Origin of the sequence: Bacillus sp. ISL-47 (genome assembly GCF_018613175.1) — a bacterium.
GTDB lineage: Bacteria > Bacillota > Bacilli > Bacillales > Cytobacillaceae > Cytobacillus.
Genome location: NZ_JAGGQS010000020.1, coordinates 1 through 22,554, shown reverse-complemented (window position 1 = coordinate 22,554; position 22,554 = coordinate 1). Strand labels below are relative to the sequence as shown.

The 22,554-nt window shown below is 40.7% G+C and carries 24 protein-coding genes; 21 read left to right on the top strand and 3 right to left on the bottom strand.

Features of this window, described 5'->3' with window-relative positions:
• The first annotated feature begins 2 nt into the window (after positions 1 to 2).
• From J7I93_RS07520 to J7I93_RS07445, 16 genes are all read left to right on the top strand, one after another.
• Positions 3 to 194, top strand: a complete 192-nt coding sequence (locus J7I93_RS07520; RefSeq protein ID WP_214724858.1) for a hypothetical protein — start codon at positions 3 to 5, stop codon at positions 192 to 194.
• A gap of 33 nt (positions 195 to 227) precedes the next feature.
• On the top strand, positions 228 to 353 hold the full coding sequence (locus J7I93_RS07515; RefSeq protein ID WP_353050261.1) for a YrzQ family protein: 126 nt from the start codon (positions 228 to 230) through the stop codon (positions 351 to 353).
• Between the two features lie 299 nt (positions 354 to 652).
• Positions 653 to 1,735 (top strand): AI-2E family transporter, encoded by a 1,083-nt coding sequence (locus J7I93_RS07510; RefSeq protein WP_214724854.1) that lies wholly within the window; start codon positions 653 to 655, stop codon positions 1,733 to 1,735.
• Positions 1,736 to 2,140: 405 nt separating this feature from the next.
• On the top strand, positions 2,141 to 4,774 hold the full coding sequence (gene alaS, locus J7I93_RS07505) for an alanine--tRNA ligase (RefSeq protein ID WP_214724852.1): 2,634 nt from the start codon (positions 2,141 to 2,143) through the stop codon (positions 4,772 to 4,774).
• Between the two features lie 34 nt (positions 4,775 to 4,808).
• Positions 4,809 to 5,048 carry a hypothetical protein gene (locus tag J7I93_RS07500; protein WP_214724850.1) on the top strand — a complete coding sequence of 80 codons (240 nt, stop codon included), beginning with the start codon at positions 4,809 to 4,811 and terminating at the stop codon, positions 5,046 to 5,048.
• Positions 5,045 to 5,311 carry an IreB family regulatory phosphoprotein gene (locus J7I93_RS07495; protein ID WP_009333061.1) on the top strand — a complete coding sequence of 89 codons (267 nt, stop codon included), beginning with the start codon at positions 5,045 to 5,047 and terminating at the stop codon, positions 5,309 to 5,311. Before J7I93_RS07500 ends, J7I93_RS07495 begins: the two co-directional genes overlap by 4 nt.
• 2 nt (positions 5,312 to 5,313) lie before the next feature.
• Complete coding sequence (gene ruvX / locus J7I93_RS07490; protein WP_214724848.1) at positions 5,314 to 5,730, top strand: Holliday junction resolvase RuvX; 417 nt, start codon at positions 5,314 to 5,316, stop codon at positions 5,728 to 5,730.
• Positions 5,731 to 5,743: 13 nt separating this feature from the next.
• Positions 5,744 to 6,028, top strand: a complete 285-nt coding sequence (locus J7I93_RS07485; protein WP_026583774.1) for a DUF1292 domain-containing protein — start codon at positions 5,744 to 5,746, stop codon at positions 6,026 to 6,028.
• 468 nt (positions 6,029 to 6,496) lie between these two features.
• Entirely contained in the window at positions 6,497 to 7,630 is a 1,134-nt protein-coding gene (mltG, locus tag J7I93_RS07480; protein WP_214725109.1) for an endolytic transglycosylase MltG, read from the top strand.
• Positions 7,631 to 8,143: 513 nt separating this feature from the next.
• Positions 8,144 to 8,779 carry an O-methyltransferase gene (locus J7I93_RS07475; RefSeq protein ID WP_214725108.1) on the top strand — a complete coding sequence of 212 codons (636 nt, stop codon included), beginning with the start codon at positions 8,144 to 8,146 and terminating at the stop codon, positions 8,777 to 8,779.
• A 5-nt stretch (positions 8,780 to 8,784) separates the two neighbouring features.
• Positions 8,785 to 9,714 carry a peptidase U32 family protein gene (locus J7I93_RS07470; protein ID WP_214724846.1) on the top strand — a complete coding sequence of 310 codons (930 nt, stop codon included), beginning with the start codon at positions 8,785 to 8,787 and terminating at the stop codon, positions 9,712 to 9,714.
• Positions 9,715 to 9,774: 60 nt separating this feature from the next.
• Positions 9,775 to 11,043 (top strand): peptidase U32 family protein, encoded by a 1,269-nt coding sequence (locus J7I93_RS07465; protein ID WP_214724844.1) that lies wholly within the window; start codon positions 9,775 to 9,777, stop codon positions 11,041 to 11,043.
• 4 nt (positions 11,044 to 11,047) lie between these two features.
• Positions 11,048 to 11,683, top strand: a complete 636-nt coding sequence (gene udk / locus J7I93_RS07460; RefSeq protein WP_214724843.1) for a uridine kinase — start codon at positions 11,048 to 11,050, stop codon at positions 11,681 to 11,683.
• A gap of 361 nt (positions 11,684 to 12,044) precedes the next feature.
• The gene (greA, locus tag J7I93_RS07455) at positions 12,045 to 12,521 is read left to right on the top strand and encodes a transcription elongation factor GreA (RefSeq protein ID WP_214724841.1); all 477 of its coding nucleotides are present in this window, start codon (positions 12,045 to 12,047) and stop codon (positions 12,519 to 12,521) included.
• A 65-nt stretch (positions 12,522 to 12,586) separates the two neighbouring features.
• The gene (locus J7I93_RS07450; protein WP_214724839.1) at positions 12,587 to 14,380 is read left to right on the top strand and encodes a peptidoglycan D,D-transpeptidase FtsI family protein; all 1,794 of its coding nucleotides are present in this window, start codon (positions 12,587 to 12,589) and stop codon (positions 14,378 to 14,380) included.
• Positions 14,381 to 14,629: 249 nt separating this feature from the next.
• Positions 14,630 to 15,313, top strand: a complete 684-nt coding sequence (locus tag J7I93_RS07445) for a YrrS family protein (protein WP_214724836.1) — start codon at positions 14,630 to 14,632, stop codon at positions 15,311 to 15,313.
• 100 nt (positions 15,314 to 15,413) lie between these two features.
• Here J7I93_RS07445 and J7I93_RS07440 read toward each other — a convergent pair whose 3' ends face one another.
• A complete protein-coding gene (locus J7I93_RS07440; RefSeq protein ID WP_214724834.1) occupies positions 15,414 to 15,620 on the bottom strand; it encodes a YrzA family protein in 207 nt (68 codons plus the stop codon).
• A 293-nt stretch (positions 15,621 to 15,913) separates the two neighbouring features.
• Here J7I93_RS07440 and mtnN point away from each other — a divergent pair, with 293 nt between their 5' ends.
• The 4 genes from mtnN (at position 15,914) to sigK (ending at position 19,055) form a co-directional block, all read left to right on the top strand.
• Entirely contained in the window at positions 15,914 to 16,618 is a 705-nt protein-coding gene (gene mtnN, locus J7I93_RS07435) for a 5'-methylthioadenosine/S-adenosylhomocysteine nucleosidase (protein WP_214725106.1), read from the top strand.
• A 156-nt stretch (positions 16,619 to 16,774) separates the two neighbouring features.
• A complete protein-coding gene (locus J7I93_RS07430) occupies positions 16,775 to 17,035 on the top strand; it encodes a YrhC family protein (RefSeq protein ID WP_214724832.1) in 261 nt (86 codons plus the stop codon).
• 377 nt (positions 17,036 to 17,412) lie between these two features.
• Positions 17,413 to 17,553, top strand: coding sequence for a YrzI family small protein (locus J7I93_RS07425; RefSeq protein WP_214724830.1), 141 nt, complete (start codon positions 17,413 to 17,415; stop codon positions 17,551 to 17,553).
• Positions 17,554 to 18,338: 785 nt separating this feature from the next.
• On the top strand, positions 18,339 to 19,055 hold the full coding sequence (gene sigK / locus J7I93_RS07420) for an RNA polymerase sporulation sigma factor SigK (protein WP_110066085.1): 717 nt from the start codon (positions 18,339 to 18,341) through the stop codon (positions 19,053 to 19,055).
• Positions 19,056 to 19,080: 25 nt separating this feature from the next.
• Here the strand turns inward: sigK and J7I93_RS07415 are convergent, their stop codons facing one another.
• Positions 19,081 to 20,055: a F510_1955 family glycosylhydrolase gene (locus tag J7I93_RS07415; protein ID WP_214724828.1), complete on the bottom strand. Its 975-nt coding sequence runs from the start codon at positions 20,053 to 20,055 to the stop codon at positions 19,081 to 19,083.
• Positions 20,056 to 20,529: 474 nt separating this feature from the next.
• On the opposite strand from J7I93_RS07415, the gene J7I93_RS07410 reads away from it, so the two are divergent.
• Entirely contained in the window at positions 20,530 to 20,679 is a 150-nt protein-coding gene (locus J7I93_RS07410; protein WP_214724826.1) for a hypothetical protein, read from the top strand.
• Between the two features lie 313 nt (positions 20,680 to 20,992).
• Here the strand turns inward: J7I93_RS07410 and J7I93_RS07405 are convergent, their stop codons facing one another.
• Positions 20,993 to 22,132 carry an IS110 family RNA-guided transposase gene (locus J7I93_RS07405; protein WP_214724824.1) on the bottom strand — a complete coding sequence of 380 codons (1,140 nt, stop codon included), beginning with the start codon at positions 22,130 to 22,132 and terminating at the stop codon, positions 20,993 to 20,995.
• Positions 22,133 to 22,554 lie beyond the last annotated feature (422 nt).

Below are 22,554 nucleotides of genomic sequence, written 5' to 3'. Positions count from 1 at the left end.
CCATGCTAAAATGTCCTAATTGCCTAAGTAAGGATATCGGCAAAATCGGTATCAACCAATTCTATTGCTGGAATTGCTTTATTGAACTTTCCTTGTCAAAAGGAGTCATCAATACCCATCAGGTTGAGGAAGACGGAACACTTAGCTCCCTTGATGATTTGTTTGAAGAAGATGAGCGCCGATATCTTTCGTGAATTTTGACGAAAGCGGTGAGACGATTGAACAGAATGTTAACCTCTGCAATGTTAATAGGTGCAGGCATGGCTGCTTATAATTTAGCTCAAAAAAATAACCTGATGTCAGGGCGCCAGATGAAACGTATGCAAAAAAGAATAACGAAAGCCTTATTCTAAAATGAATTTAAATGTAGGCTGGTCCTCGAACGGGGGCCAGCCTTTTAGGTCGTGCACATTCCTCTCCATTTTTAACTGTAGAGTCTGCCTGGGTACACTCAAATTTAACAGGTCCCAAAGTAGGCATCTGCAGAGGAAATAAACATGCATTTTTAAAATAGTCTTAACTTCTGCTCCAAACAACTCGACGCTAGATCAAGATTTAGCTTTTGCATAGCAATAGTTTTATAAAGACTTGAATGGTCCTCATGCATAAATCTGCAAGAAGCTCTCACAATAAAAACAAGGAGGCGGACCTATTGGATATTCGATTGAAATGGTTTTACAGGCTTGGATTTCTGCTTCTCTTGCTTATCATAATATTTGTTTTTTTTAAGCTTCAGACTTTATGGCAGCCTGTTCTGAACATCCTTTTGTCTATTATTATCCCTTTTATCATAGCAGCTTTTATTACATATCTCCTGCATCCTGTAGTGGAGAAACTTCATGAGACGGGACTCCATAGAGGAATAGCCGTTTTTATTATTTACTTTTTATTTTTTGGAGGTGCCGGTTTTTCTTTATATAAAGGAATACCAGCTATTATCCATCAATTAAGGGATCTTGCAGAAAATGCTCCCCAGTTTGCGAACCAGTACCGGGGATGGATCGGTGTCATACAGCAAAAAACCTCCACTTGGCCGGATGGGCTTCAATCCAGGATTGATGATGGGATTGTTGCAGTGGAGGGGGCATTGGATAGACTGCTTTCAAGGGTTATCAATTCTTTGGTTAATATATTGAATTATGCCGTAATAATTGCAGTAATTCCCTTCATCTCTTTTTACCTGCTGAAGGATTTTACGATTATGAAGAAGGCAGTCTGGTATTTGACGCCCAGGAAATGGAGAAAGGAAGGTGTATTATTCTTGAGGGATATTGATAAATCCCTTGGAAGTTATATCAGAGGGCAGCTTTTGGTATGCGCAGCGATTGGAACCATTTCTTCCCTGCTTTTTTGGGTTTTTGGCATGCGTTATCCTCTCCTGCTCGGCTTGATTATTGGGGTAACCAACGTTATCCCATATTTTGGGCCGATCATTGGAGCTGTACCAGCTGTCATCATCGCTTCAACCCTATCAGTAAAAATGATTGTCATTACCGTGGGAATTATAATTGTCCTGCAATTTCTTGAAGGGAATATCCTATCTCCATTAATTGTGGGCAAGAGCCTTCATATGCATCCGCTTTTAATTATGCTCGCTTTGCTGGCGGGGGGAGAGGCAGGAGGAATATTAGGGTTAATTATTGCCGTCCCGATTTTGGCTGTCTTGAAAGTGAGCCTCATACATGCGAGAAAACATTTTTCCAAGAGGCCGGAACCAAAATTCACAGGATCATAACGGCTGTATTGACAATGTTCCTGAAAAGTCGCTATAATGCGTCTATAAAGTTATTTTATTATTGAAAACGTGAAGACGGAATGAGTATGTTATAGACCATCTGCGTGGATGTGATTATTCTTTGCATTCATATAAGAGAGGGAGTTCCCAGGCTGAGAGAATTCCCAGATGAAGGATAACAGAAAGCTAATCCTGAGTGCAGTTAATACCTGCCGTTTATCCGCGTTAAGGATCTGAGAGATGGAATAACAAGTACAGAGCCAGCAAGGCACCTATGCTTTTTTCCATAATCAGGGTGGTACCGCGAGCAAGCTCTCGTCCCTGTCCAGGGATTAGGGCTTTTTTTGTTGCCTTTTTTCAAGGCAGGTGCAAAAACGAATACATAATTTTAGGAGGATGGATAATATGAAACAATTATCAGGTGCAGAAATACGCCGAATGTTCTTAGACTTTTTTAAGGAGAAAGGCCATGCTGTTGAACCCAGCGCATCACTTGTTCCGCATGACGACCCTTCCCTGCTATGGATTAATAGTGGAGTAGCTACTCTAAAAAAGTATTTTGATGGGCGTGTTATACCTGAAAATCCACGGATTACGAATGCACAGAAGTCAATCCGTACAAACGATATTGAGAATGTCGGCAAAACAGCAAGACACCACACCTTCTTTGAAATGCTAGGAAATTTCTCAATTGGCGACTATTTTAAAGAGGAAGCAATCATTTGGGCTTGGGAATTTCTTACAGATAAAAATTGGATTGGATTTGATGAAGAAAAACTTTCTGTTACGATTCATCCGGAAGATGATGAAGCTTTTAAAATCTGGCAGGAGAAAGTTGGAGTGCCTGAAGAGAGAATAATCCGCCTGGAAGGAAACTTTTGGGACATCGGGGAAGGTCCAAGCGGTCCGAATACAGAAATTTTCTATGATCGCGGACCTGAATACGGAGATGACGCAGAGGATCCTGAGTTATATCCTGGAGGAGAAAATGAACGCTATTTAGAAGTCTGGAACCTTGTATTTTCTGAATTTAACCATAATCCTGATGGTACCTATACGCCTCTTCCAAAGAAGAATATTGATACTGGAATGGGACTTGAACGAATGGCATCGGTTGTTCAAAATGTTCCAACCAACTTTGACACAGATCTGTTTATGCCAATCATCCGCGGAACAGAGGGGATCTCCGGCATAAAGTATGGTGCAGCAAAAGAAACGGATGTTGCTTTTAAAGTAATTGCTGACCATATTCGTACGGTAGCCTTTGCAGTAGGAGACGGTGCACTGCCTTCAAACGAAGGGCGCGGTTATGTATTGAGGAGATTGCTTCGCCGAGCAGTACGTTATGCAAAACAAATAAATATTAATGAACCATTCATGTTTGAGCTCGTTCCCGTAGTAGGAGAAATCATGCAGGACTACTACCCGGAAGTAAAAGAAAAAACAGAGTTTATTCAGAAGGTAATCAAGAATGAAGAAGAACGTTTCCACGAAACCCTGCATGAAGGTTTGTCTATACTTTCAGCTGTTATAAAGAAAGAGAAGGAAAAAGGAAACCGCACGATTCATGGTGAAGATGTTTTCCGCCTTTATGATACTTACGGATTCCCGGTCGAATTGACAGAGGAGTATGCAGAGGAAGAAGGCATGAAGGTTGACCATGAAGGCTTTGAAAAGGAAATGGAAAGGCAGCGTGAACGTGCACGTTCAGCACGTCAGGACGTAGATTCCATGCAAGTTCAAGGCGGCGTTTTAGGGGAATTGAAAACAGAAAGTGAATTTGTAGGGTACGATAAGCTCCAAACAGAAGCTATAGTGGCTGCAATTGTTAAAGATGGCCAATTGATTAAAGAAGCACCGGCAGGGGAAGAAGTTCAGCTGATCCTTGACGCAACGCCATTTTACGCAGAGAGCGGCGGCCAGATTGCCGACCAGGGAACTCTTGAAGCACAAGGTCTAAAAGTTGCCATTAAGGATGTTCAAAAAGCTCCAAACGGGCAAAACCTTCATAGAGCAGTTGTGGAAGAAGGTACAATCAAAACCAATGCATCCGTATTTGCTTCTGTAAATGAGCAAAACCGTTCAAAAGTAATTAAGAACCATACAGCTACCCATTTACTTCATCAGGCTTTAAAGGATGTATTAGGCAGCCATGTAAACCAAGCAGGTTCATTAGTTGGTCCTGAGCGTCTGCGCTTTGATTTCTCTCATTTTGGGCAAATTACGGCAGAAGAACTTGAAAAAATTGAGGCAATTGTTAATGAGCAAATCTGGCAAAGCCTAGATGTAGATATAAATTACAAAGAGATTGAAGAAGCAAAGGCAATGGGAGCAATGGCTCTATTCGGTGAGAAGTATGGAAAAATTGTTCGTGTTGTACAGGTGGGAGACTACAGCCTGGAGCTATGCGGCGGATGCCATGTTCCTAATACAGCGTCAATTGGGTTGTTTAAGATTCAATCAGAAAGCGGTATTGGTGCAGGGACACGCAGAATTGAGGCAGTCACAGGTGAAGCTGCATACAAGCTGATGAATGATCAGATCAACATTTTGAAAGATGCTTCCGGCAAACTTAAAACAAACCCAAAAGACTTGTCTTCTAGAATTGATGTATTACTGGGAGAAATTAAACAGCTTCAGCGCGAGAACGAATCATTAGCAGCAAAATTGGGTAATATTGAAGCAGGAAGCCTTGTATCTAAGGCGAGGGAAATCAATGGCGTAACAGTTCTTGCTGAAAAGGTGCAGGCAGCGGATATGAATAACCTCCGTAATATGGCTGATGACTTAAAACAAAAACTTGGATCAGCTGTAGTTGTATTGGGTGCCGTCAACGAGGGCAAAGTGAATATCATTGCAGGAGTGACAGAGGATCTGATTAAGAAAGGTTTCCATGCCGGCAAAGCGGTTAAAGAAGTGGCTTCCCGATGCGGCGGAGGCGGCGGAGGCCGTCCTGATATGGCTCAAGCTGGCGGCAAAGATCCTGAAAAACTTGAAAGTGCACTGCAATTTGTAGAAGAATGGGTTAAATCCGTTTGATATCCCGTAAAAGTAGTGTAAAATGTAGGTAACCATGAGAGATTGTTCAAAATCAGGAAGAGGCCAGCTTGTTCTACACCATGTTTTCCTGTCAGGAACAAAATCATTTAATGATCGCTCTGTATTTTCAAACGGCTTCCACAGGCCAAACCGTTATGAAGGCATGGATCAAAAAGCTGACAAGCTGACCGGAATATTGAAGTCAGGAACAACTGAAATAAATCCGGTGGAGGCTCCTAACCCTTCATACAGAAAAGCGAGGTGTAAGAAGTGAGCTCATTTGATAAAACAATGAGGTTCAATTTTCCTGAAGAACCAATCGAACAAGATGTGAATGAAGTCCTTTTTCAGGTTTATGGCGCGCTTCAGGAAAAGGGGTATAACCCGATTAACCAGATTGTCGGTTACCTGTTGTCCGGGGATCCAGCCTACATTCCCCGCCATAAGGATGCACGCAATATTATCCGCAAACTTGAAAGAGACGAGATCATCGAAGAATTGGTTAAATCATACTTAAAACAGCAGCGTGAGGGATAAACATGCGGACTATGGGATTGGATGTCGGCTCTAAAACAGTCGGTGTCGCACTAAGTGATGCGCTGGGATGGACAGCGCAAGGCTTGGAAACCATCAAAATCAACGAAGAAGAAAAAAAGTTTGGTTTTGAAAGAATTGGTGAAATAATAAAAGAGCATGAAGTCAGTAAAATTGTCGTCGGCTTGCCTAAAAACATGAATGGAACCATTGGTCCGCGCGGAGAGGCAAGCAAGTTCTATGCTTCAGAGCTGGAAAAGCTATTCGGCCTGCCTGTTGTGCTATGGGACGAGCGTTTATCCACAATGGCAGCTGAAAGAGTTTTGCTTGAAGCTGACGTCAGCCGCAAAAAAAGGAAAAAGGTCATTGATAAAATGGCAGCCGTCATGATTTTACAAGGCTTTTTAAATAGCCAAATTTAATGAGGTGAAAAGAATGAACCACGGAGACAACAATATTACAGTAATTGATGAAGAGGGCAACGAACAGCTGTGTGAAGTATTGTTCACGTTTGATTCTGATGAATTCGGAAAATCATACGTTCTTTACTATCCAGTAGGGGCAGATGAAAATGATGATGAAGAAATTGAAATTCATGCATCTGCTTTCAGTCCAAGCGAAGACAGCAAGGACGGAGAATTGCAGCCAATCGAAACAGAAGAGGAATGGGACCTGATTGAAGAAATGCTTAACACATTCCTTGAAGAACAAGAAGACTAAAAAAACGACCGGCCTGCTGGCCGGTTTTTTTATGCCATAAAATCTGATTGCTGATTTTGGCAGACTGTTGATAGGTACTGAAGATGAAGACTTCTCTGATGCATTAGCACTTCCTTCATGATGAATTCATTATGTTCATACAATGTTCGCCAAGAGGCACCTTCACCGCCCGCGGTTCGTTTAGCCTGGAGCGGTAATTAACAAACATATATATCAGACCTATTAGTGATCTTCTAACAAAAATTGTGGAAAAAAATGGCGAAATATATGGTTTTTTGTTATATCCTGCGACTTCAAAAAGAAAATATAGTATAATAATCCGAGATGTATCGGAAATAAAGAGAACTATTACGCAGTTTTTCTTAGGCCTGTTGGCAAGCATGACTGTAAAGATCAAATAAGAGATAAGGATATACCTTGTCTTTTTGTATGATATAGCCAACGTCTATGGAACGGAGGGGATTTGTGATGTCCACAGAAGAGAAAAAAGGAAAGAAGGAAGTCATCCGCGAGAAAATGATTGAGCGGCAAAGTGAAGCGAAAGTTGTCCGGAAGATTGTTCTGATTGTTGCAATTATATTATTTATTTCAGCTATTGCGGTCATCGGGGGAGGTTATTTTTATATTAATTCAGCTTTGAAGCCTGCCGATCCGGAAAGCGACCAGCAAAAGAAAGTGGAGATTCCCATCGGATCGTCTGTTACAGGAATCGCAAAAATTCTTGAGGAAAATGGAATCATAAAAGATGCCCGCGTCTTTAAATATTATGTGAAATTCAAAAACGAAGCTGGATTCATGGCCGGAGAATATGAATTGAAGCCTTCCATGACCATGCCGGAAATTCTGGATAGCCTAAAAACAGGGAAAGTCATGGAGCAGCTGGTCTTTAAGATTACCATTCCAGAAGGAAAACAGCTTGAACAGATCTCCGGAATAATTGGCGAAAAAATTAATCAGGAGCCTGAAGCCGTTTTTAAGAAGCTTAACGATAAGGCTTTTATTGAATCGTTAATGGCTGAGTATCCTGATTTGCTGACAGATGAAATCTTAGCTGAAAATATTAAATATCCACTGGAAGGGTATTTATTTCCTGCAACATATCCTTTCTATAAAGAAGATCCGACAATAGAAGAAGTTGTTAAAGTGATGCTGGATAAAACAGAAGCAGTCATCAATGAATATCGTGGTGAAATGGAACAGCAGGAATTCACTGCGCACAAATTACTGACAATGGCCTCGTTGATCGAGGAAGAAGCAACAGAAAAAGTTGACCGTGACCAGATTGCCAGTGTATTTTATAATCGGATCGATACGGGCATGCCTCTGCAAACAGACCCAACTGTCCTTTATGCCAAAGGAGAACACAAATCAAGGGTTCTATATAAGGACTTAGAAGTTGATTCTCCATACAACACATATAAGTATCCAGGCCTGACACCGGGACCAATTGCAAATGCGGGCGTTTCATCCATTGAAGCAGCATTGCTGCCGGCTGAAACAGATTACTTATACTTCCTTGCTACAACTACAGGAGATGTATTATTCTCAAAAACACTTGATGAGCATAATCAAAAGAAATCACAGCACATTACTAACAATTAAGATGCCAAAAAAGGGGAACGCTGAAATATAGCATTCCCCTTTTAATTATGGTAAAATAGATCAGGTGTTTTAATAAAGCATTGCAATAGCGTGAATCACGGACAAGCATGGATAAGGCTAAACGGCCGGAATGCAGCACTGCGCATTTTGACATCCTATCTGTGAACGCTATTTTTTCATGTCTAAAATGAAAGAGTTTAAGTCATAAATGTACTCTAGCTGTAAAATAAGCTTTGATAATGCTAAATAATTATTTGCACAGTGTTGATTGGAGCGGAAGGCGTGACACCTCCTCTAATATGCATTCGCATTTTCTTTGTGAGGTGTTTATTCGGTGGAGACTATTCAAAGTCCTGCGGGAGAAGCAAACCCGGTGCGGTGAGACCCACAGGCGCGAATGCGCCGAGGAGGCCAAGTGCCTGCAGGGTAAATCAAAACCAAGTGTAACAGCCAGCTAAATGATTTATTAAAGGTGATAATAAAATTACGTTTAATCGAGGTGATGCCAGCTTGATGAATGATAAGCTGCATGCATATATAGAGGATATAATACCGGAAAGGCCGGAATTGTTAAGCAAAATGGAACACTATGCCAAAAAGCATAGTGTGCCCATTATGGAGCTGGCAGGAATAGAGGCTATGCTTCAGCTTTTACGCATACAAAAGCCGAAGACTATCTTAGAAGTAGGTACTGCAATTGGCTATTCCGCACTAAGAATGGCTTATGCGCTCCCTGATAGCAACATTGTTACGATTGAGCGGGATGCTGAACGCTATCTGCTTGCAGAGCAGTATATAAATGAGTCGGGTAAAAATGGACAAATTCTCATTATAAAAGGAGATGCTCTGGAGGTAGAGGAAGACGTTCAGAAACATGGTTTATATGATGCCATTTTTATTGATGCGGCAAAAGGTCAATATCAGCGCTTTTTTGAAATGTATTCCCGTTATCTTGCTCAGGATGGAATGATTATTACAGATAACGTCCTTTTTAAAGGCCTTGTATGTGAGCCGGAAATTGAGAGTAAGCGTATCCGGAATCTTGTAAAAAAGATAGATGGTTTTAACAAATGGTTAATGAGTCATCCTGAATACTACACAGTCATACTGCCTGTAGGGGACGGAGTGGCAATTAGTAAAAAGAGGTGAAAGAAATGAAAAAACCTGAACTGTTAGTGACACCAACAAGTGTTGAAGATATTCTTCCATTAGCTTCTGCTGGTGCAGACGCCTTTGTGGTTGGAGAACAGCGATACGGCTTGAGGCTTGCAGGAGATTTTTCAAAAGAAGATATTAAAAGAGCAGTTGAAATCGCCCATGGTCATGGGAAAAAAGTATATGTGGCCATGAATGCATTATTCCATAATGATAAAGTGCCGGAGCTTGAGGGATATATCAGCTTTTTAAAAGAGATAAATACTGATGCAATTATCTTTGGAGATCCAGCAGTTTTAATGGCTGCCCGTTCTGCTGCACCTGACATGAAGCTTCATTGGAATACTGAAACGACAGCCACAAACTGGTATACATGTAATTACTGGGGAAGAAAAGGTGCTGCACGCGCCGTTCTTGCACGGGAGATTAATATGGACGCCATTGTTGAAATAAAAGAAAATGCTGAAGTTGAAATTGAAGTGCAGGTTCATGGTATGACAGCGATGTTCCAATCCAAACGTTCCCTTCTTGGAAATTATTATGAATATCAGGGGAAGGCACTGGAAGTAGAGAACCGTAAACAGGAAAAGAATATGTTTCTTCATGATAAAGAACGTGAAAACAAATATCCGATTTTCGAGGACGAAAACGGTACTCATATTATGAGCCCAAATGATATCTGCATTATCGATGAACTGCAGGATATGATGGAAGCCGGCATTGATTCCTTTAAAATTGATGGGGTATTAAAAAGTTCTGAATATATTATTGAAGCCACTAAATTATATCGAAAAGCAATTGATACTTTTGTCGAAGACCCGGATCAATATGATGAAATAAAAGATGATCTATTAGCAGAAATTGAAAAGATTCAGCCGGCTAACCGCCCGCTTGATACAGGGTTCTTCTTCAAAGAAACAGTTTATTAATCTGCTGGCTGGATAGCTATAGTGATTTATATAAAACAATAAGAAAGAGGAGGCAGCTTTATGACAGCGGTAAAAGATAATATTTCCGAAATTGTCAATGGCAAAAGGGTTATTGTAAAAAAGCCTGAATTGCTAGCCCCTGCAGGAAACCTTGAAAAGCTGAAAATTGCCGTTCACTATGGTGCTGATGCTGTGTTTATTGGCGGTCAGGAATACGGGCTCCGTTCAAATGCGGGCAATTTCACCTTTGATGAAATGAAAGAAGGCGTGGAGTTCGCCAAAAAATATGGGGCAAAGATTTATGTGACAACAAATATTTTTGCACATAATGAAAATATTGAGGGCCTGGAGGATTATCTTCTTGGACTTAAAGAAGCGGGAGTTGCCGGAATTATTGTAGCAGATCCCCTAATAATCGAAACCTGCCGCCGTGTTGCTCCTGAAATCGAAGTGCATCTAAGCACGCAGCAATCCTTGTCCAATTGGAAAGCAGTTGAGTTCTGGAAGGAAGAAGGCTTGGAACGTGTTGTTCTTGCGCGTGAAACAAGTGCAGAAGAAATTAAAGAAATGAAGGAAAAGGTTGATATTGAAATCGAAACCTTCATCCATGGTGCGATGTGTATTGCATATTCTGGACGATGTACACTCAGCAACCATATGACAGCCCGTGATTCCAACCGGGGCGGCTGCTGCCAATCATGCCGCTGGGATTACGATTTGTATCAGCTTGAAGACGAAAATGAGGTGCCTCTTTACACAGAAGGGGATGCTCCATTTGCTATGAGCCCTAAAGATTTGAAGCTAATCGAGTCTATTCCGCGTATGATTGAATTGGGAATTGATAGCCTGAAAATCGAAGGACGCATGAAATCCATTCATTATATTGCAACAGTAGTAAGTGTATATCGAAAAGTGATTGACGCTTACTGCGCAGATCCAGACAATTTTGTAATTAAGCAGGAGTGGCTTGAAGAGTTGGACAAATGTGCTAATCGTGAAACTGCTCCAGCGTTCTTTGAAGGGGTACCGGGGTATAAAGAGCAAATGTTTGGAAATCATAGCAAAAAGACGAATTTTGATTTCGTTGGTTTAGTACTGGATTACAATCCCGACACACAAATGGTTACTCTTCAGCAGCGAAACAATTTTAAGCCGGGGCAGGAAGTTGAGTTTTTTGGACCTGAAATTGAGAACTTTACACAAGTCATCGATAAAATTTGGGATGAAAAAGGCAATGAATTGGATGCAGCACGCCACCCGCTCCAAATTGTTCACTTCAAGGTTGAAAAGCCGGTATACCCTAACAACATGATGCGAAAGGAGCTCTAACCGAATGAAACGCAAACCCGTTGTAATTGGGGTAGCCGGCGGTTCCGGCTCCGGAAAAACGAGTGTAACAAAATCGATTTACGATCGCTTTAAAGGGCACTCTATCTTGATGATTGAACAGGATTATTATTATAAAGACCAGACGCATTTGCCATTTGAAGAAAGATTGAAGACTAATTATGATCATCCTCTTGCATTTGATAACGATTTGCTGATAGAGCATGTCGAAAGCCTGCTGCGGTATGAGCCAGTGAACAAGCCAGTATATGATTATGCGATGCATACAAGATCCGAAGAAGTGATTAAAGTCGAGCCCAAGGATGTCATTATCCTTGAAGGGATCCTTGTCCTGGAGGATGAAAGGCTCCGTAACTTGATGGATATTAAATTATATGTCGATACGGACGCAGATTTGCGTATCATCCGCCGCCTCTTTAGAGATATTAAGGAGCGCGGCCGTACAATGGACTCAGTCATTGAGCAGTATGTAAATGTGGTACGTCCGATGCATAATCAATTTATTGAACCAACGAAAAGATATGCGGATATCATTATCCCTGAAGGCGGACATAATTATGTCGCTATTGATTTAATGGTCACAAAAATTCAAACAATTCTTGAACAAAAGTCATTTTTATGAAACAATAGCATAGAAAATGTTCAATAGGATCCATTATTTTTGTTTTTTGGCTTTTTCGTAAAGCTTGTTGTTTTTTGAAGGCAAAATTCATAAACAAACACAACAATCTATGAGAAAAGAGCCTAATTTTTAAACACTGAGGCTGTGTTAAAGCGCCTTGAAGGCTCCCGGACCGCCTGCGATTCGCTGAGCACCGAGCGAAATCCACAGGCAAGGTTAACAAAGCTAAAAATATTACATGCGCGCCCTTTAACGAGGACGCGCTCCTATTCATTTTCCTAAAAATCTGATATAAAGAAGTACATACACATTATAGAAACACAAACCGTAAAGGAATGTGTAATTCGAAGGAGTGAAGGTTTTGGCTACAGAAAAAGTTTTCCCTATGACACAAGCAGGTAAAGAAAAGCTTGAGCAGGAGCTTGATTATTTAAAATCGGTTAAACGTAAAGAAGTAGTTGAACGTATAAAAATCGCAAGAAGCTTCGGGGATCTATCCGAAAACTCTGAGTATGATTCTGCTAAAGAAGAGCAGGCTTTTGTAGAAGGCCGTATTACAACACTTGAAAATATGATCCGCAATGCGAAAATCATCCAAGAGGAAGAAATGGCTGGAGATACTGTTGCACTTGGCCGTTCTGTTACTTTTGTTGAACTTCCAGATGGAGACGAAGAAACGTATACGATCGTAGGAAGTGCCGAGGCAGACCCTTTCGAAGGGAAAATCTCAAACGATTCACCGATTGCAAAAAGCCTAATTGGGCGTACGATTGGGGACGAAGTAACTGTCCAGACTCCTGGGGGAGAAATGAACGTACGTATTGTTTCCATTAAATAATATTTTTAAATTCGAATAGTTTGAAATCAGCAAACCTCGTCAAGACTTTTGACGAGGTGTTTTTTATGTGGAGAAAAAGAGCAGTTGGCTGGCTTATTATAAGTTTTGCAGGTCTATTTTTGCTGGTGGGAAGGCTGATTCAGCTTCAGCTCATATCGACTGAACATTTTACAGACAGGGGAATAAATCTGCTTGAAGCAAGTGTTCGCCAGAGATCCCAGGAAATGGTCATAGATACTGGAAGGGGGAACTTTTTAGACCGAAATGGCAAGCCCCTCACTCATAAAGATATTCCTGTCCTTATTTTATTTCCGTTCCTGGCAAAAATGGATTGGGATATTGAACGGGTTTCGGAAATTACAGGTGCATCGGAATATTCTCTCCGCTATTCAGTTGAAAACGCCAAGGAGCCTTTCGCTTTTGGCAAGCCTGAGCCGCTCCAGCTGACTGAGGAACAAATGGAGAAAATAAATGCTCTGAAGATCCCAGGAGTTTTTGCTGTTGAGAAGAAGTACAACCTTTTAGAGAGTCCAGCTGCACAGTTAATTGGAATTACAGGAGAAAATCAAAATCTCGTTAAGGAAAGGTACCCGGATAAAGAGTTATCTATTAGCACAATGGTGGGCGTAACAGGCATGGAGAAGAGCTTCGATGAATTTTTGCTTCCTGAAGGTGCTTCTAAACTAGTCTACCATGTGGATGCAACTGGAGGCCCCTTATTTGGCATCAATGTGAAATATGTAGAGCCTGCTAATCCTTTCTATCCTGTCAATATTAAGACAACCTTGGACTATGATCTGCAAATGATGGCTGAAAATTTTGCTGATCAGCATGGCATCAAAAAAGGGGGAATTGTTCTCCTGGATATTGAGACAAATACTGTATTGGCGATGGTATCGCGCCCTGCCATTAATAAAGATAATCCCTTTGGGAAAGAAAGCGGCGGAGCCGTCAATCAAATGATAAAACAGCAAATTATGGGGTCAGTATTCAAAACAGTCGTTGCTGCAGCAGCTATTGATCATGGACTGGATGACCCTGCAAGGCAATTTGATTGCAGCAAGAAAATTAATGGGCAGCCAGACCTGAAGTATCAGCATGGAATGCTTAATTTCAATGATAGCTTTGCAAGAAGCTGCAATAATACTTTTGCTACCGTAGCAAATGAATTAAAAGATATTGATTCCGGATTATTGGAGGTTTATGCAGAGAGGTTATCGCTGACGGGTCCTGTGACCTGGCAAGGCGATATATACCATTTCAATGACTTTAGGCAGCTTCAGGATGAAGAAAAGGGCCGTGTGTTTTTATCAGAAGATGCCAAAAAGGACCGTAATTATGTTGCCTTAACAGGGATTGGCCAGCACGAAGTCAGAGCCACCCCTCTTGCTGTTGCCAATATGATGGCAACAATAGCGCGAGGCGGACAGAAAGAAATGGTTCGGGTTGCTTCAGAAATCGAATATAAAAACAGTACATCTCTTTTGGAATTTAAGAAGCAAAAGCTGACCGGAGAAATGGTTGCTCCTTATACAGCTATGAAACTTCAAAAACTTCTTAGAGAGGTTGTGATTAATGAGGATGGAACCGGAAGATGGTTCAGAGAACTTCCATATGAGGTAGCCGGCAAATCCGGTACTGCCGAGACAGGAAGAATAGTAGGCGGAAAGCAGCTCCATAATAAATGGTTTGCGGGTTATTTCCCTTATAAAAACCCGAAATATGCGCTTGTTACCGTAAATCTTGGGGTAACAGAGGATACAGGCGGTGTGAATCCCCTATTTGCAGACTTGGTGAAAGGGATATACAACTTTAATCATAAAGAAGAAGTTCCGTCCTTTGGCTCTGCAGATTCATAAAAAACTGTGATATATTGTAACTTTCCAAATGGCTTCAGCATCCATTTTATTGATACAAAATAAACGTACGGCTCGCTTTTTTCATGGAAAAGGTTATTTCTTTTAAGATAGCCTTATGTCGTGTTAGAATGTTCACAGCCGCAATTTAGGAAGTAACGACTTAGATGGGGCGTGGCGTGGCTAAATAGTTTTATGCCTTTCATTAGCATTATTGTGTAATCCTGATAAAAGTTTGGGGAGGAGAAAGCCTTGAAAGGGAATGAGCAATCATCAAGAGAGTCCCGATTAGGTAAACGGGAAAAAAGAAAAAAAACCAATATCATTTTAAATAGTCTAATTGCACTTGTTGTATTACTAATTATCGTTGTGTCAGCCAAGATTTTCTTTGGCGGGAACAATGATGAAGAGCTTCAGGCGGAGGAACAAACAGCATCTGAGAATGAGATAAAAGAAAATGAAAAGAATACAGATAAACAAGCCAGTGATTCTGAACAGGAAAAAGAAGAAGAAATAGAAAAGGCTAAAGAAGACGAAGAAAAAGCAGCAGAGAAGGAGGAAGATGAGGAAGCTGAAGATGAATCAAAAGAAGAAGATGAAAAAGTTGTAACAGAAGGCGGAAGCTCGCCGGATGTTGAAAAAACAATCGAAAATCCAGCATGGAAACCGGTGGGCACGTCCCAATCAGGTGAACACACAGCAGTCTATGACCAGAATGCCGTAGACTGGCAGGAAATGCTCCAGGCAATCTCTTATGCTACTGAAGTTGATCAAAGCAATATGACAGTATGGTTTCTTGGCAATAATGGACCAAACAAATCTGTAGGAACCATATCAACAAAGGACCAAAGCGAAAAATATCGTGTCTATATTGACTGGGTGGACGGTCAAGGCTGGAAGCCGGTAAAGGTAGAAGTGTTAAATGAAATTAATTAAAAAATAGGCTAGGTTATTGTTAATTATTGTACTTGGCCCTATGAGCTGAAATCAACAGACATGTTTAACAGAGCAAAAAAATAAGGACGTCTAAACGCCCTTATTTTTTTGCCTTGAAATGGACAACGGCAGAGTAATAAGTTCTTCCATTCTCGTCAAGATGCATTTGATGGGAAACATGATGGACAGATAAAAGAATCGCCTTGTTATGTTCGATTTGGCTATTTATCTTCTTTTCAAGCTCCTTTAATGAAGGAGCCTCATAAAATTCAACTTTATCTTCAATTAAATCAAACTGAAAATTCATAGACAAAATCATCCTTCCTTAAGCAAAGTTCAAACAAAGATTTTCTATCATTTATTTTAGAGCCGCCAGACTGTTCTGGCAAATTTCTGCAGGATTTATCCTTTTGCGGCGGTTTGAAAATTAGAGATGCTGATAAAACCAATAAATTTGCGATCGATGGAAAAATTCCTGGCAGTGATGGTAGAATAGTCTTTGCGGAAACAAATGGCATGTTCCTGAAGTTTTACATAAAGCGTGGTGCGATCCACCTGTCAATAGAAAAAGCCATAGAAAATATGAAAAGAGGTTTTATGATGAAAATAGCGATTATTGGAGCAATGGAAGAAGAAGTTACTTTACTTAGAGATAAAATAGAAGGCAAAGGGCAGGAAACCATCGCCGGCTGCGAGTTTACAACAGGAAAGATGAATGGAACAGAAATAGTCCTTCTGCGATCTGGGATTGGGAAAGTGAATGCTGCCATGTCCACTGCTATCCTTTTAGAGCGGTTTAAGCCGGACTATGTTATTAACACTGGATCGGCAGGCGGTTTTAACCCTGATTTAAATGTAGGGGATGTCGTTATTTCCACAGAGGTAAGGCATCATGATGTAGACGTTACCGCTTTTGGCTATGAGTACGGGCAGGTGCCGCAACTGCCGGCCGCGTTTGAGGCTGATAGCAGGCTGGTAAAAATCGCTGAGGGCTGCGCGAATGAAATCCAGGATATCCAGGTTGCCAGAGGCTTGATTGCGACGGGTGACTCCTTTATGAATGATCCGGCAAGAGTGGACTATATCCGTGATAAATTCATAGATCTGCAGGCGGTAGAAATGGAAGCAGCGGCTATCGCCCAGGTCTCTTATCAATTTAAAACCCCTTTTGTAGTTATTCGCTCTCTGTCAGATATTGCAGGAAAAGAGTCCGATATTTCTTTTGATCAATTTTTGGAAAAGGCGGCACTCCATTCGGCCAATCTGGTTATGAAGATTGTTGAGGCCATTATCCAAAATAAATAAGCAACACAAGTTATTAGGCGGTTTTCATTGAGAACCGCTTTCTCTTATTGGATGGTCTTATTGTGCTTACAATATTTACATCACCTGGACTACTGCTTTCTATGTTAAAGTAGGATTATAGTCTTTAAAAAGACATATAAAATAGAAGGTGATAAAATGAAAAAAGAAGCAAAGCTTTTATTTGAGAAAATGGTGGACTTCAAGCGGTTTGCTATTGCTCTGCTTGCTGTCGGCTCATTTTTTTACCTGGGTTTAATTATTCCCGATACTGCGAATACAATGTTTGAATTATATATAATGGCTGGATCCTCTTCCGTTTTCCTGTTTGGATCCATTTATTTCTTTGCACTCTCCAAGCGTTTCCGCGCAAAGCTTGACGAAATGGATGAAGGCCGGGAATTCCTGATGAAAAAATAAAAGAATGCAAACGCCCTGCTTCAGGGTGTTTTTTTTATGGCCTCTAAAAAAAATTAAAAAAATCTCTAAAAAAAGGTTTACAAACCATATGTGTGTGGATATAATTACCATTATAAGTGAAAAATTCTAACAAGGAGGTCGAATGAAATGATGAACAAAGGTATTGCAGTAGAAGCAGAACTAAATATTTATTTTACCGAATTCGACCTACATGGAATGGATCGCTTGACTTTTTGACAGTACATATCCATGCCGCAGGGAGGAATCGTGCTCTGCGGCTTTTTTATGCCTTCATGATCAAGCTGCAGAGAGTGTATATCTCTTTGCGGCTTTTTTGTGCCTTTAGGCGGGATATGAAAGAGGAGGTGGAAAATCTAATGACCTTAAATATATTATTTTTGACTGTAACCATTAAAAAACGTAAATTATCTGCAGAAGATATTATGCGTGAACAAATGGTCAAAAAAATCCAGGACCAAAACCGTGACCGTCAGTTTTCAATGTATCGCCCGTTTTAATAAAAATGATTTAAAAAAAACATGAAAGGTGGTTAGGAAAATGATTTTTCGTATTCAAGGACGTCAGGCAATTTTCTGGGTGGAGAAAGACTCCACCTAACAATACTGTGTTAGGGAGGGTATTGGGTATGTCACTGCATATTTTAATTTTAACACTTGGATTCCGGAAAAAAAGGAAATAACCTTTTCTGTTGCTGTGATTAACAGAATGTTCACATTCACCTGCTATTTAGAAGGAAAATCCATGGTACATTAAAGAAAACCAGGAATTTCTAAAGGGGTGTAGGAGATGTTCTCGATTGTTATGGGATTGGTTATTTGCGGAGCAATTGGCTGCATCATTGCCGCTGAGGTAAGCGTAACAGAGTGACTAGGTATAAAGAGCCAGGCAATTGCTTGAAAAAAGGACTGACTGCTAATGTGTCAGTCCTTTTTATTTGGAAATAACCATAGAAATACTACAATTGCGGCTGTTGCCAGTAACAAAAGTAAAGTTCTTAAAGAAAAGCCGTCAAAAATGAATTTTGCCAGGCTATCCATCAAAACAATGAAAAAAACGAGTGCCAAAATTATACGCTGCGCGTTCAAAAATAAGACCTCTTTCTCTTTTTATATAATCTCATCATAAGAAAAAACCTATTAAATGTCCATTGAAGCCCGCAAAGTAGAAAGGGAAATTTTTCCGTTTGAAAATATCTATATGGGACAGACAAAAACAACTCCATGCTTACATAGGAATTAGTTATAGGCTTTTTTGAACACGCATTAAAAGCGGGGGTGGAACAATGTCCGGAATTTTAACTGCACTTGGTTATTTGGTTAAGGAAATTGTGTTCCTTGTATCTTATGTAAAAAATAATGCATTTCCTCAACCGCTGTCACCTGCAGATGAAAAAAAATACCTGCGATTGATGGCTGCTGGAGATGCGCATGCCCGTAATATGCTGATCGAACATAATCTCAGGCTGGTAGCCCATATCGTAAAAAAATTTGAAAATACCGGAGAAGATTCTGAAGATCTGATATCTATAGGGACGATTGGGCTGATAAAAGCAATTGAGAGCTATTCAGAAGGCAAAGGAACAAAACTGGCCACATATGCAGCCCGGTGTATTGAGAATGAAATCCTTATGCATTTGCGGGCATTAAAAAAGACAAAGAAGGATGTATCGCTTCACGATCCCATTGGACAGGACAAAGAGGGTAATGAAATATCCCTTATTGATGTACTCAAGTCAGAATCCGAAGATGTTATAAATACGATTCAGCTTAATATGGAACTTGAAAAAGTGAAGGAATATATTGATGTTTTGGATGACAGAGAAAAAGAGGTCATCGTCGGCAGGTTTGGGCTGGACTTGCAAAAAGAAAAAACCCAGAGAGAAATTGCAAAAGAACTTGGTATTTCAAGGAGCTATGTTTCCCGCATAGAGAAGCGGGCACTAATGAAGATGTTCCATGAGTTTTATCGGGCAGAAAAAGAAAAGCGTAAAAATAACTAAAGGGACAGCTTGGCTGTCCCTTTAGTTATTTTATTCTGCCATTTTTTAATAAAAGCTCCCAGGTCTCGCCGCTGTCTGCTGACTCATATAAATCCTTCAGGTAGGTCGAGAAAGCAAGCCTGCCGCTATTATTATAATCTGCTGCAATATATGTAATAGGGTTGTCATAGCTAAGAAATGGAATTTCGACCGTGGAGGTTTCCATTGTTTCAAGATTCACCTTGTTGAGTAATACCTTTTCCTGCTCAACAAATGCATAGTACAAACTGTCTTCCGTGAATGCCAAAGCTGTAGCCATGATTGGTTCAGACACTAAGTCTACCGTTTCTCCTTTATCACGGGAAAAAAAGATTCCGCTTCTCGTCGACATTGCCATTATATTAGCATAATCAGGGTGGGCTGCTATCATCCCGAGTGTGTCAGCATCCAATCCTTTTAAACTGACTGGGTCCCAGATTTGCCCTTCATTTTCAGAACGATATACCCCGGCATCAAGCTCAGTGTTTTCCTCCTGATTAATGATATAAATGATACCCGTGTTGTAGCCAGCTGATAAAAAAGGAAATGTACTCTCACCGTAAAACATCAGACCTTCAATCGTTTTGCCTTTATCTGTGCTTTTTACAATGCCAAGCGGGTCTTTTAAATCAGAATCTTCGTCTGGATGGCCACTGGCAATATAACCGTCTTTTACTGCCTGAAACCCCATATAGTTGTGGTGCTGGGTGGAAGTTTCATGCCATGCGCCATCTTTGAAAAGCTTTAATCCATCACTGGATGAGAGATAAAGCCCTGTATCATTTCCAGGATAGCCTATCCCCTGGATGTGTTCAATTTGCTGGGCTGAGGCTCTGGTAAATTCATAGGGAGTTTCTTCAACAGCCTTTTTAGAAGGCAGCTCCTTTGGACTTTCACTTTTTTTCTCCTCAGATGAACAACCCGATGCAAGCAAAACAAGTAAAAATATTAAAAGAAGTACCCCGTTCCTGCAGTGTTTCATTTTTTTCACTCCAATTGACCGTAATCAGATGTTTCTTTCCGTTGTCATTATAAATCATTTAAAATCAAAATAAAAAACCCTTGCCTGAGGAAAGGGTCCATAGCCGATGTAAATTCAATGTTATGCTTCCTAATGGGGAATAAGCGAATTTTTTTGTCTTTTCTCTTTCTTGATATCCGTAATGTTTTTTGTCATTTTTCCTTTTCCATTACAGACAGGGCAAGTTTTCTTTATAAATTTATAAGCCTTTATACTTCCTGTTCCTTTGCATTTATTGCAGATGGATATGATTTTCATTTAACACTCCTCCCTTAATTTTCCTCTTGCTATTATCATATGATGCGTTTTTTTAGCGGTGCTCAGGAAAATATGGATTTTACTTATCTATCGCAGTGAATTTGATGTAATCGCCTAAACGCTCCTCCTGTTTGACACATATCTTAATAATAGAAGGCGAAGGGAGGTAGAAGCATTATGCCTTATGGTTATTACGGCTATCCGATTCCACCTTATACTGGAGGATATTACGGGGGTGGAGGATTCTGGCTGGCACTGGTGGTGGTTCTGCTGATTCTGCTGCTTGTTTTTGGCGGATTTGCCTATTATGGCGGTTATTATAAATAGTAGTTTGCAGCCTAGCTCATACCGAAGTCGGTATGGGCTTCTTTTATCAGGATAAAATATTTTGGGGGTTACAGGCGTTGTTGATTTTGGCACCACGTTGATTGGAATGAAAGGCGCAAAATTCTTGGATTACTCACAATTCCTTAATGCGTGTTTTCTCAAGGCTCTTTTCTGTGAAAATAATTAATTCTGGCATCTACGAATATTAATGATCATATTCGGCAACCCTTAAAGTAACCTAAAAAAGCCAATAAGAAAGCAGGGCTACCTGTAGGAAGGTAACCATGTATATATCTATTTGGTTTGGGTTAAACTAAATAACTTCTTTTTCTTTAAATGGCTCCTTGTTTATAAGCATGGAGTAGATGATTCGAAGCATTCGATGCGATGTGGCAACGAGTGCTTTTTTCTTTCCTCTTCTAGCGGCCGTAGACCAGTATTTAGTAGCTAACCACCTATTTCGGCATCTGGAAACAGCCCAGGCTGCTTCACACATAGCTGATTTTATGTGCGGATTTCCTTTTGTTGTCCGAGTGCTTTTGCGTTTCCCTGCACTTTCATGATTGCCAGGAGATACACCTGCCCACGAGGATAAGTGTTGAGAGGTTGGGAACTGATTCATATCCACTCCAATCTCGGCAATAATGATGGCTGCTGTATCTTTCTTTATCCCAGGAATGGTCAGAAGCAAGTGAAGTTCTTCTTTATATTCCTCCAGAAGTTGGTCAATTCTTTTTTCTACTTCTAAAATATGTTCCTCCAGCTGTTGAATGTGAAGCCAAGACTGTTTGATTAAAAATCTTTGACGATCATTTATCGTACCGAAAAGCGAGTCAGTAATTAATTGTTTTTTAGATGACATCTTTCCGTGAATCCGGCTTTCGACATCATCCTCTTCCACGTATCCCTGTTCCACCAATTTCTCAAGCAGCCTTCTCCCTGAAACCCCAAAGACATCAGAAATGACCGAACTCAGCTTTACATTTGAACACTCCAGAACCTTTTGAATCCGGTTCTTCTCAGAAGTCAATTGGCCTATCCACTTTTTTCGAAGGCGTGTCAGGTCCCGTAACTCCCGGATATCGGACGGGGGCACAAAACTCTTTTCAATGAGTCCGTGTCGTAATAACTTGGCAATCCACTCGGCATCGGAAACATCAGTTTTTCTTCCAGGGACATTTTTAATCCTTTGTGCATTCGCAAGAGTAATATCAAAAAAGTCTTCAAGGATATTAAACACAGGCTTCCAATATACTCCGGTGCTTTCCATCGCAATATGGGTAACCCCGTGCTCTTCCAACCATTTTAATAGACGGAAGAGATCCTTCGTCAAGGTTGGAAAGGTTTCGGTTATCCTGATCAAATCCTCGTCTTGTTTGCCGGTAAGAACGCAGGCAACGATTGTCTCCGAATGAACATCAAGACCTGCACAACGTTCAATAAATACATCCATAATTCTAATCCTCCACGTATTAAATCACAAACAGTGAGTGGATTTGAAAATAGGCATTTTTCTGTACGTGGTCATCCTTCCCAGAGGGAATGAGCCAACAAAGGGTTGATCACCAAATCCACTCAAACAGTTTTCGTAACAGGGTCTACGCCACCATAAAGAGCCACGTCCTATAAACTGTTTGTGTCCTCTACATTATGGACATAGGAGATTTATTTTCATGCATGGGTTGGGAGCCAGAGGAATCATGATAGTTTTCGTATAGATTGTTGTTTTTGGACTCTAAAGATTGCCCGTTGATTTCCGCTCCAGTCACGCAGCGAACCCGGGGAGGAACAGAGCTCCTCGACGTTTCACGCCTGCGGGGTCTCCCGCTCCCTCTCTTCCCGCAGGACACTGAATCAGCTCCTTCGAATAAACAC

What these genes read in the sequence shown, in the direction of transcription:
- J7I93_RS07430 (WP_214724832.1), top strand. Translation starts at nt 16,775, where the DNA reads ATGAAAAAAGAAGCAAAGCTTTTATTTGAGAAAATGGTGGACTTCAAG.
- mtnN (WP_214725106.1), top strand. Translation starts at nt 15,914, where the DNA reads ATGAAAATAGCGATTATTGGAGCAATGGAAGAAGAAGTTACTTTACTT.
- J7I93_RS07425 (WP_214724830.1), top strand. Translation starts at nt 17,413, where the DNA reads ATGACCTTAAATATATTATTTTTGACTGTAACCATTAAAAAACGTAAA.
- J7I93_RS07465 (WP_214724844.1), top strand. Translation starts at nt 9,775, where the DNA reads ATGACAGCGGTAAAAGATAATATTTCCGAAATTGTCAATGGCAAAAGG.
- J7I93_RS07405 (WP_214724824.1), bottom strand. Translation starts at nt 22,132, where the DNA reads ATGGATGTATTTATTGAACGTTGTGCAGGTCTTGATGTTCATTCGGAG.
- J7I93_RS07500 (WP_214724850.1), top strand. Translation starts at nt 4,809, where the DNA reads ATGAGAGATTGTTCAAAATCAGGAAGAGGCCAGCTTGTTCTACACCAT.
- J7I93_RS07475 (WP_214725108.1), top strand. Translation starts at nt 8,144, where the DNA reads ATGAATGATAAGCTGCATGCATATATAGAGGATATAATACCGGAAAGG.
- J7I93_RS07515 (WP_353050261.1), top strand. Translation starts at nt 228, where the DNA reads ATGTTAACCTCTGCAATGTTAATAGGTGCAGGCATGGCTGCTTATAAT.
- mltG (WP_214725109.1), top strand. Translation starts at nt 6,497, where the DNA reads ATGTCCACAGAAGAGAAAAAAGGAAAGAAGGAAGTCATCCGCGAGAAA.
- alaS (WP_214724852.1), top strand. Translation starts at nt 2,141, where the DNA reads ATGAAACAATTATCAGGTGCAGAAATACGCCGAATGTTCTTAGACTTT.
- udk (WP_214724843.1), top strand. Translation starts at nt 11,048, where the DNA reads ATGAAACGCAAACCCGTTGTAATTGGGGTAGCCGGCGGTTCCGGCTCC.
- J7I93_RS07520 (WP_214724858.1), top strand. Translation starts at nt 3, where the DNA reads ATGCTAAAATGTCCTAATTGCCTAAGTAAGGATATCGGCAAAATCGGT.
- J7I93_RS07450 (WP_214724839.1), top strand. Translation starts at nt 12,587, where the DNA reads ATGTGGAGAAAAAGAGCAGTTGGCTGGCTTATTATAAGTTTTGCAGGT.
- J7I93_RS07485 (WP_026583774.1), top strand. Translation starts at nt 5,744, where the DNA reads ATGAACCACGGAGACAACAATATTACAGTAATTGATGAAGAGGGCAAC.
- sigK (WP_110066085.1), top strand. Translation starts at nt 18,339, where the DNA reads ATGTCCGGAATTTTAACTGCACTTGGTTATTTGGTTAAGGAAATTGTG.
- J7I93_RS07470 (WP_214724846.1), top strand. Translation starts at nt 8,785, where the DNA reads ATGAAAAAACCTGAACTGTTAGTGACACCAACAAGTGTTGAAGATATT.
- J7I93_RS07415 (WP_214724828.1), bottom strand. Translation starts at nt 20,055, where the DNA reads ATGAAACACTGCAGGAACGGGGTACTTCTTTTAATATTTTTACTTGTT.
- ruvX (WP_214724848.1), top strand. Translation starts at nt 5,314, where the DNA reads ATGCGGACTATGGGATTGGATGTCGGCTCTAAAACAGTCGGTGTCGCA.
- J7I93_RS07440 (WP_214724834.1), bottom strand. Translation starts at nt 15,620, where the DNA reads ATGAATTTTCAGTTTGATTTAATTGAAGATAAAGTTGAATTTTATGAG.
- J7I93_RS07410 (WP_214724826.1), top strand. Translation starts at nt 20,530, where the DNA reads ATGCCTTATGGTTATTACGGCTATCCGATTCCACCTTATACTGGAGGA.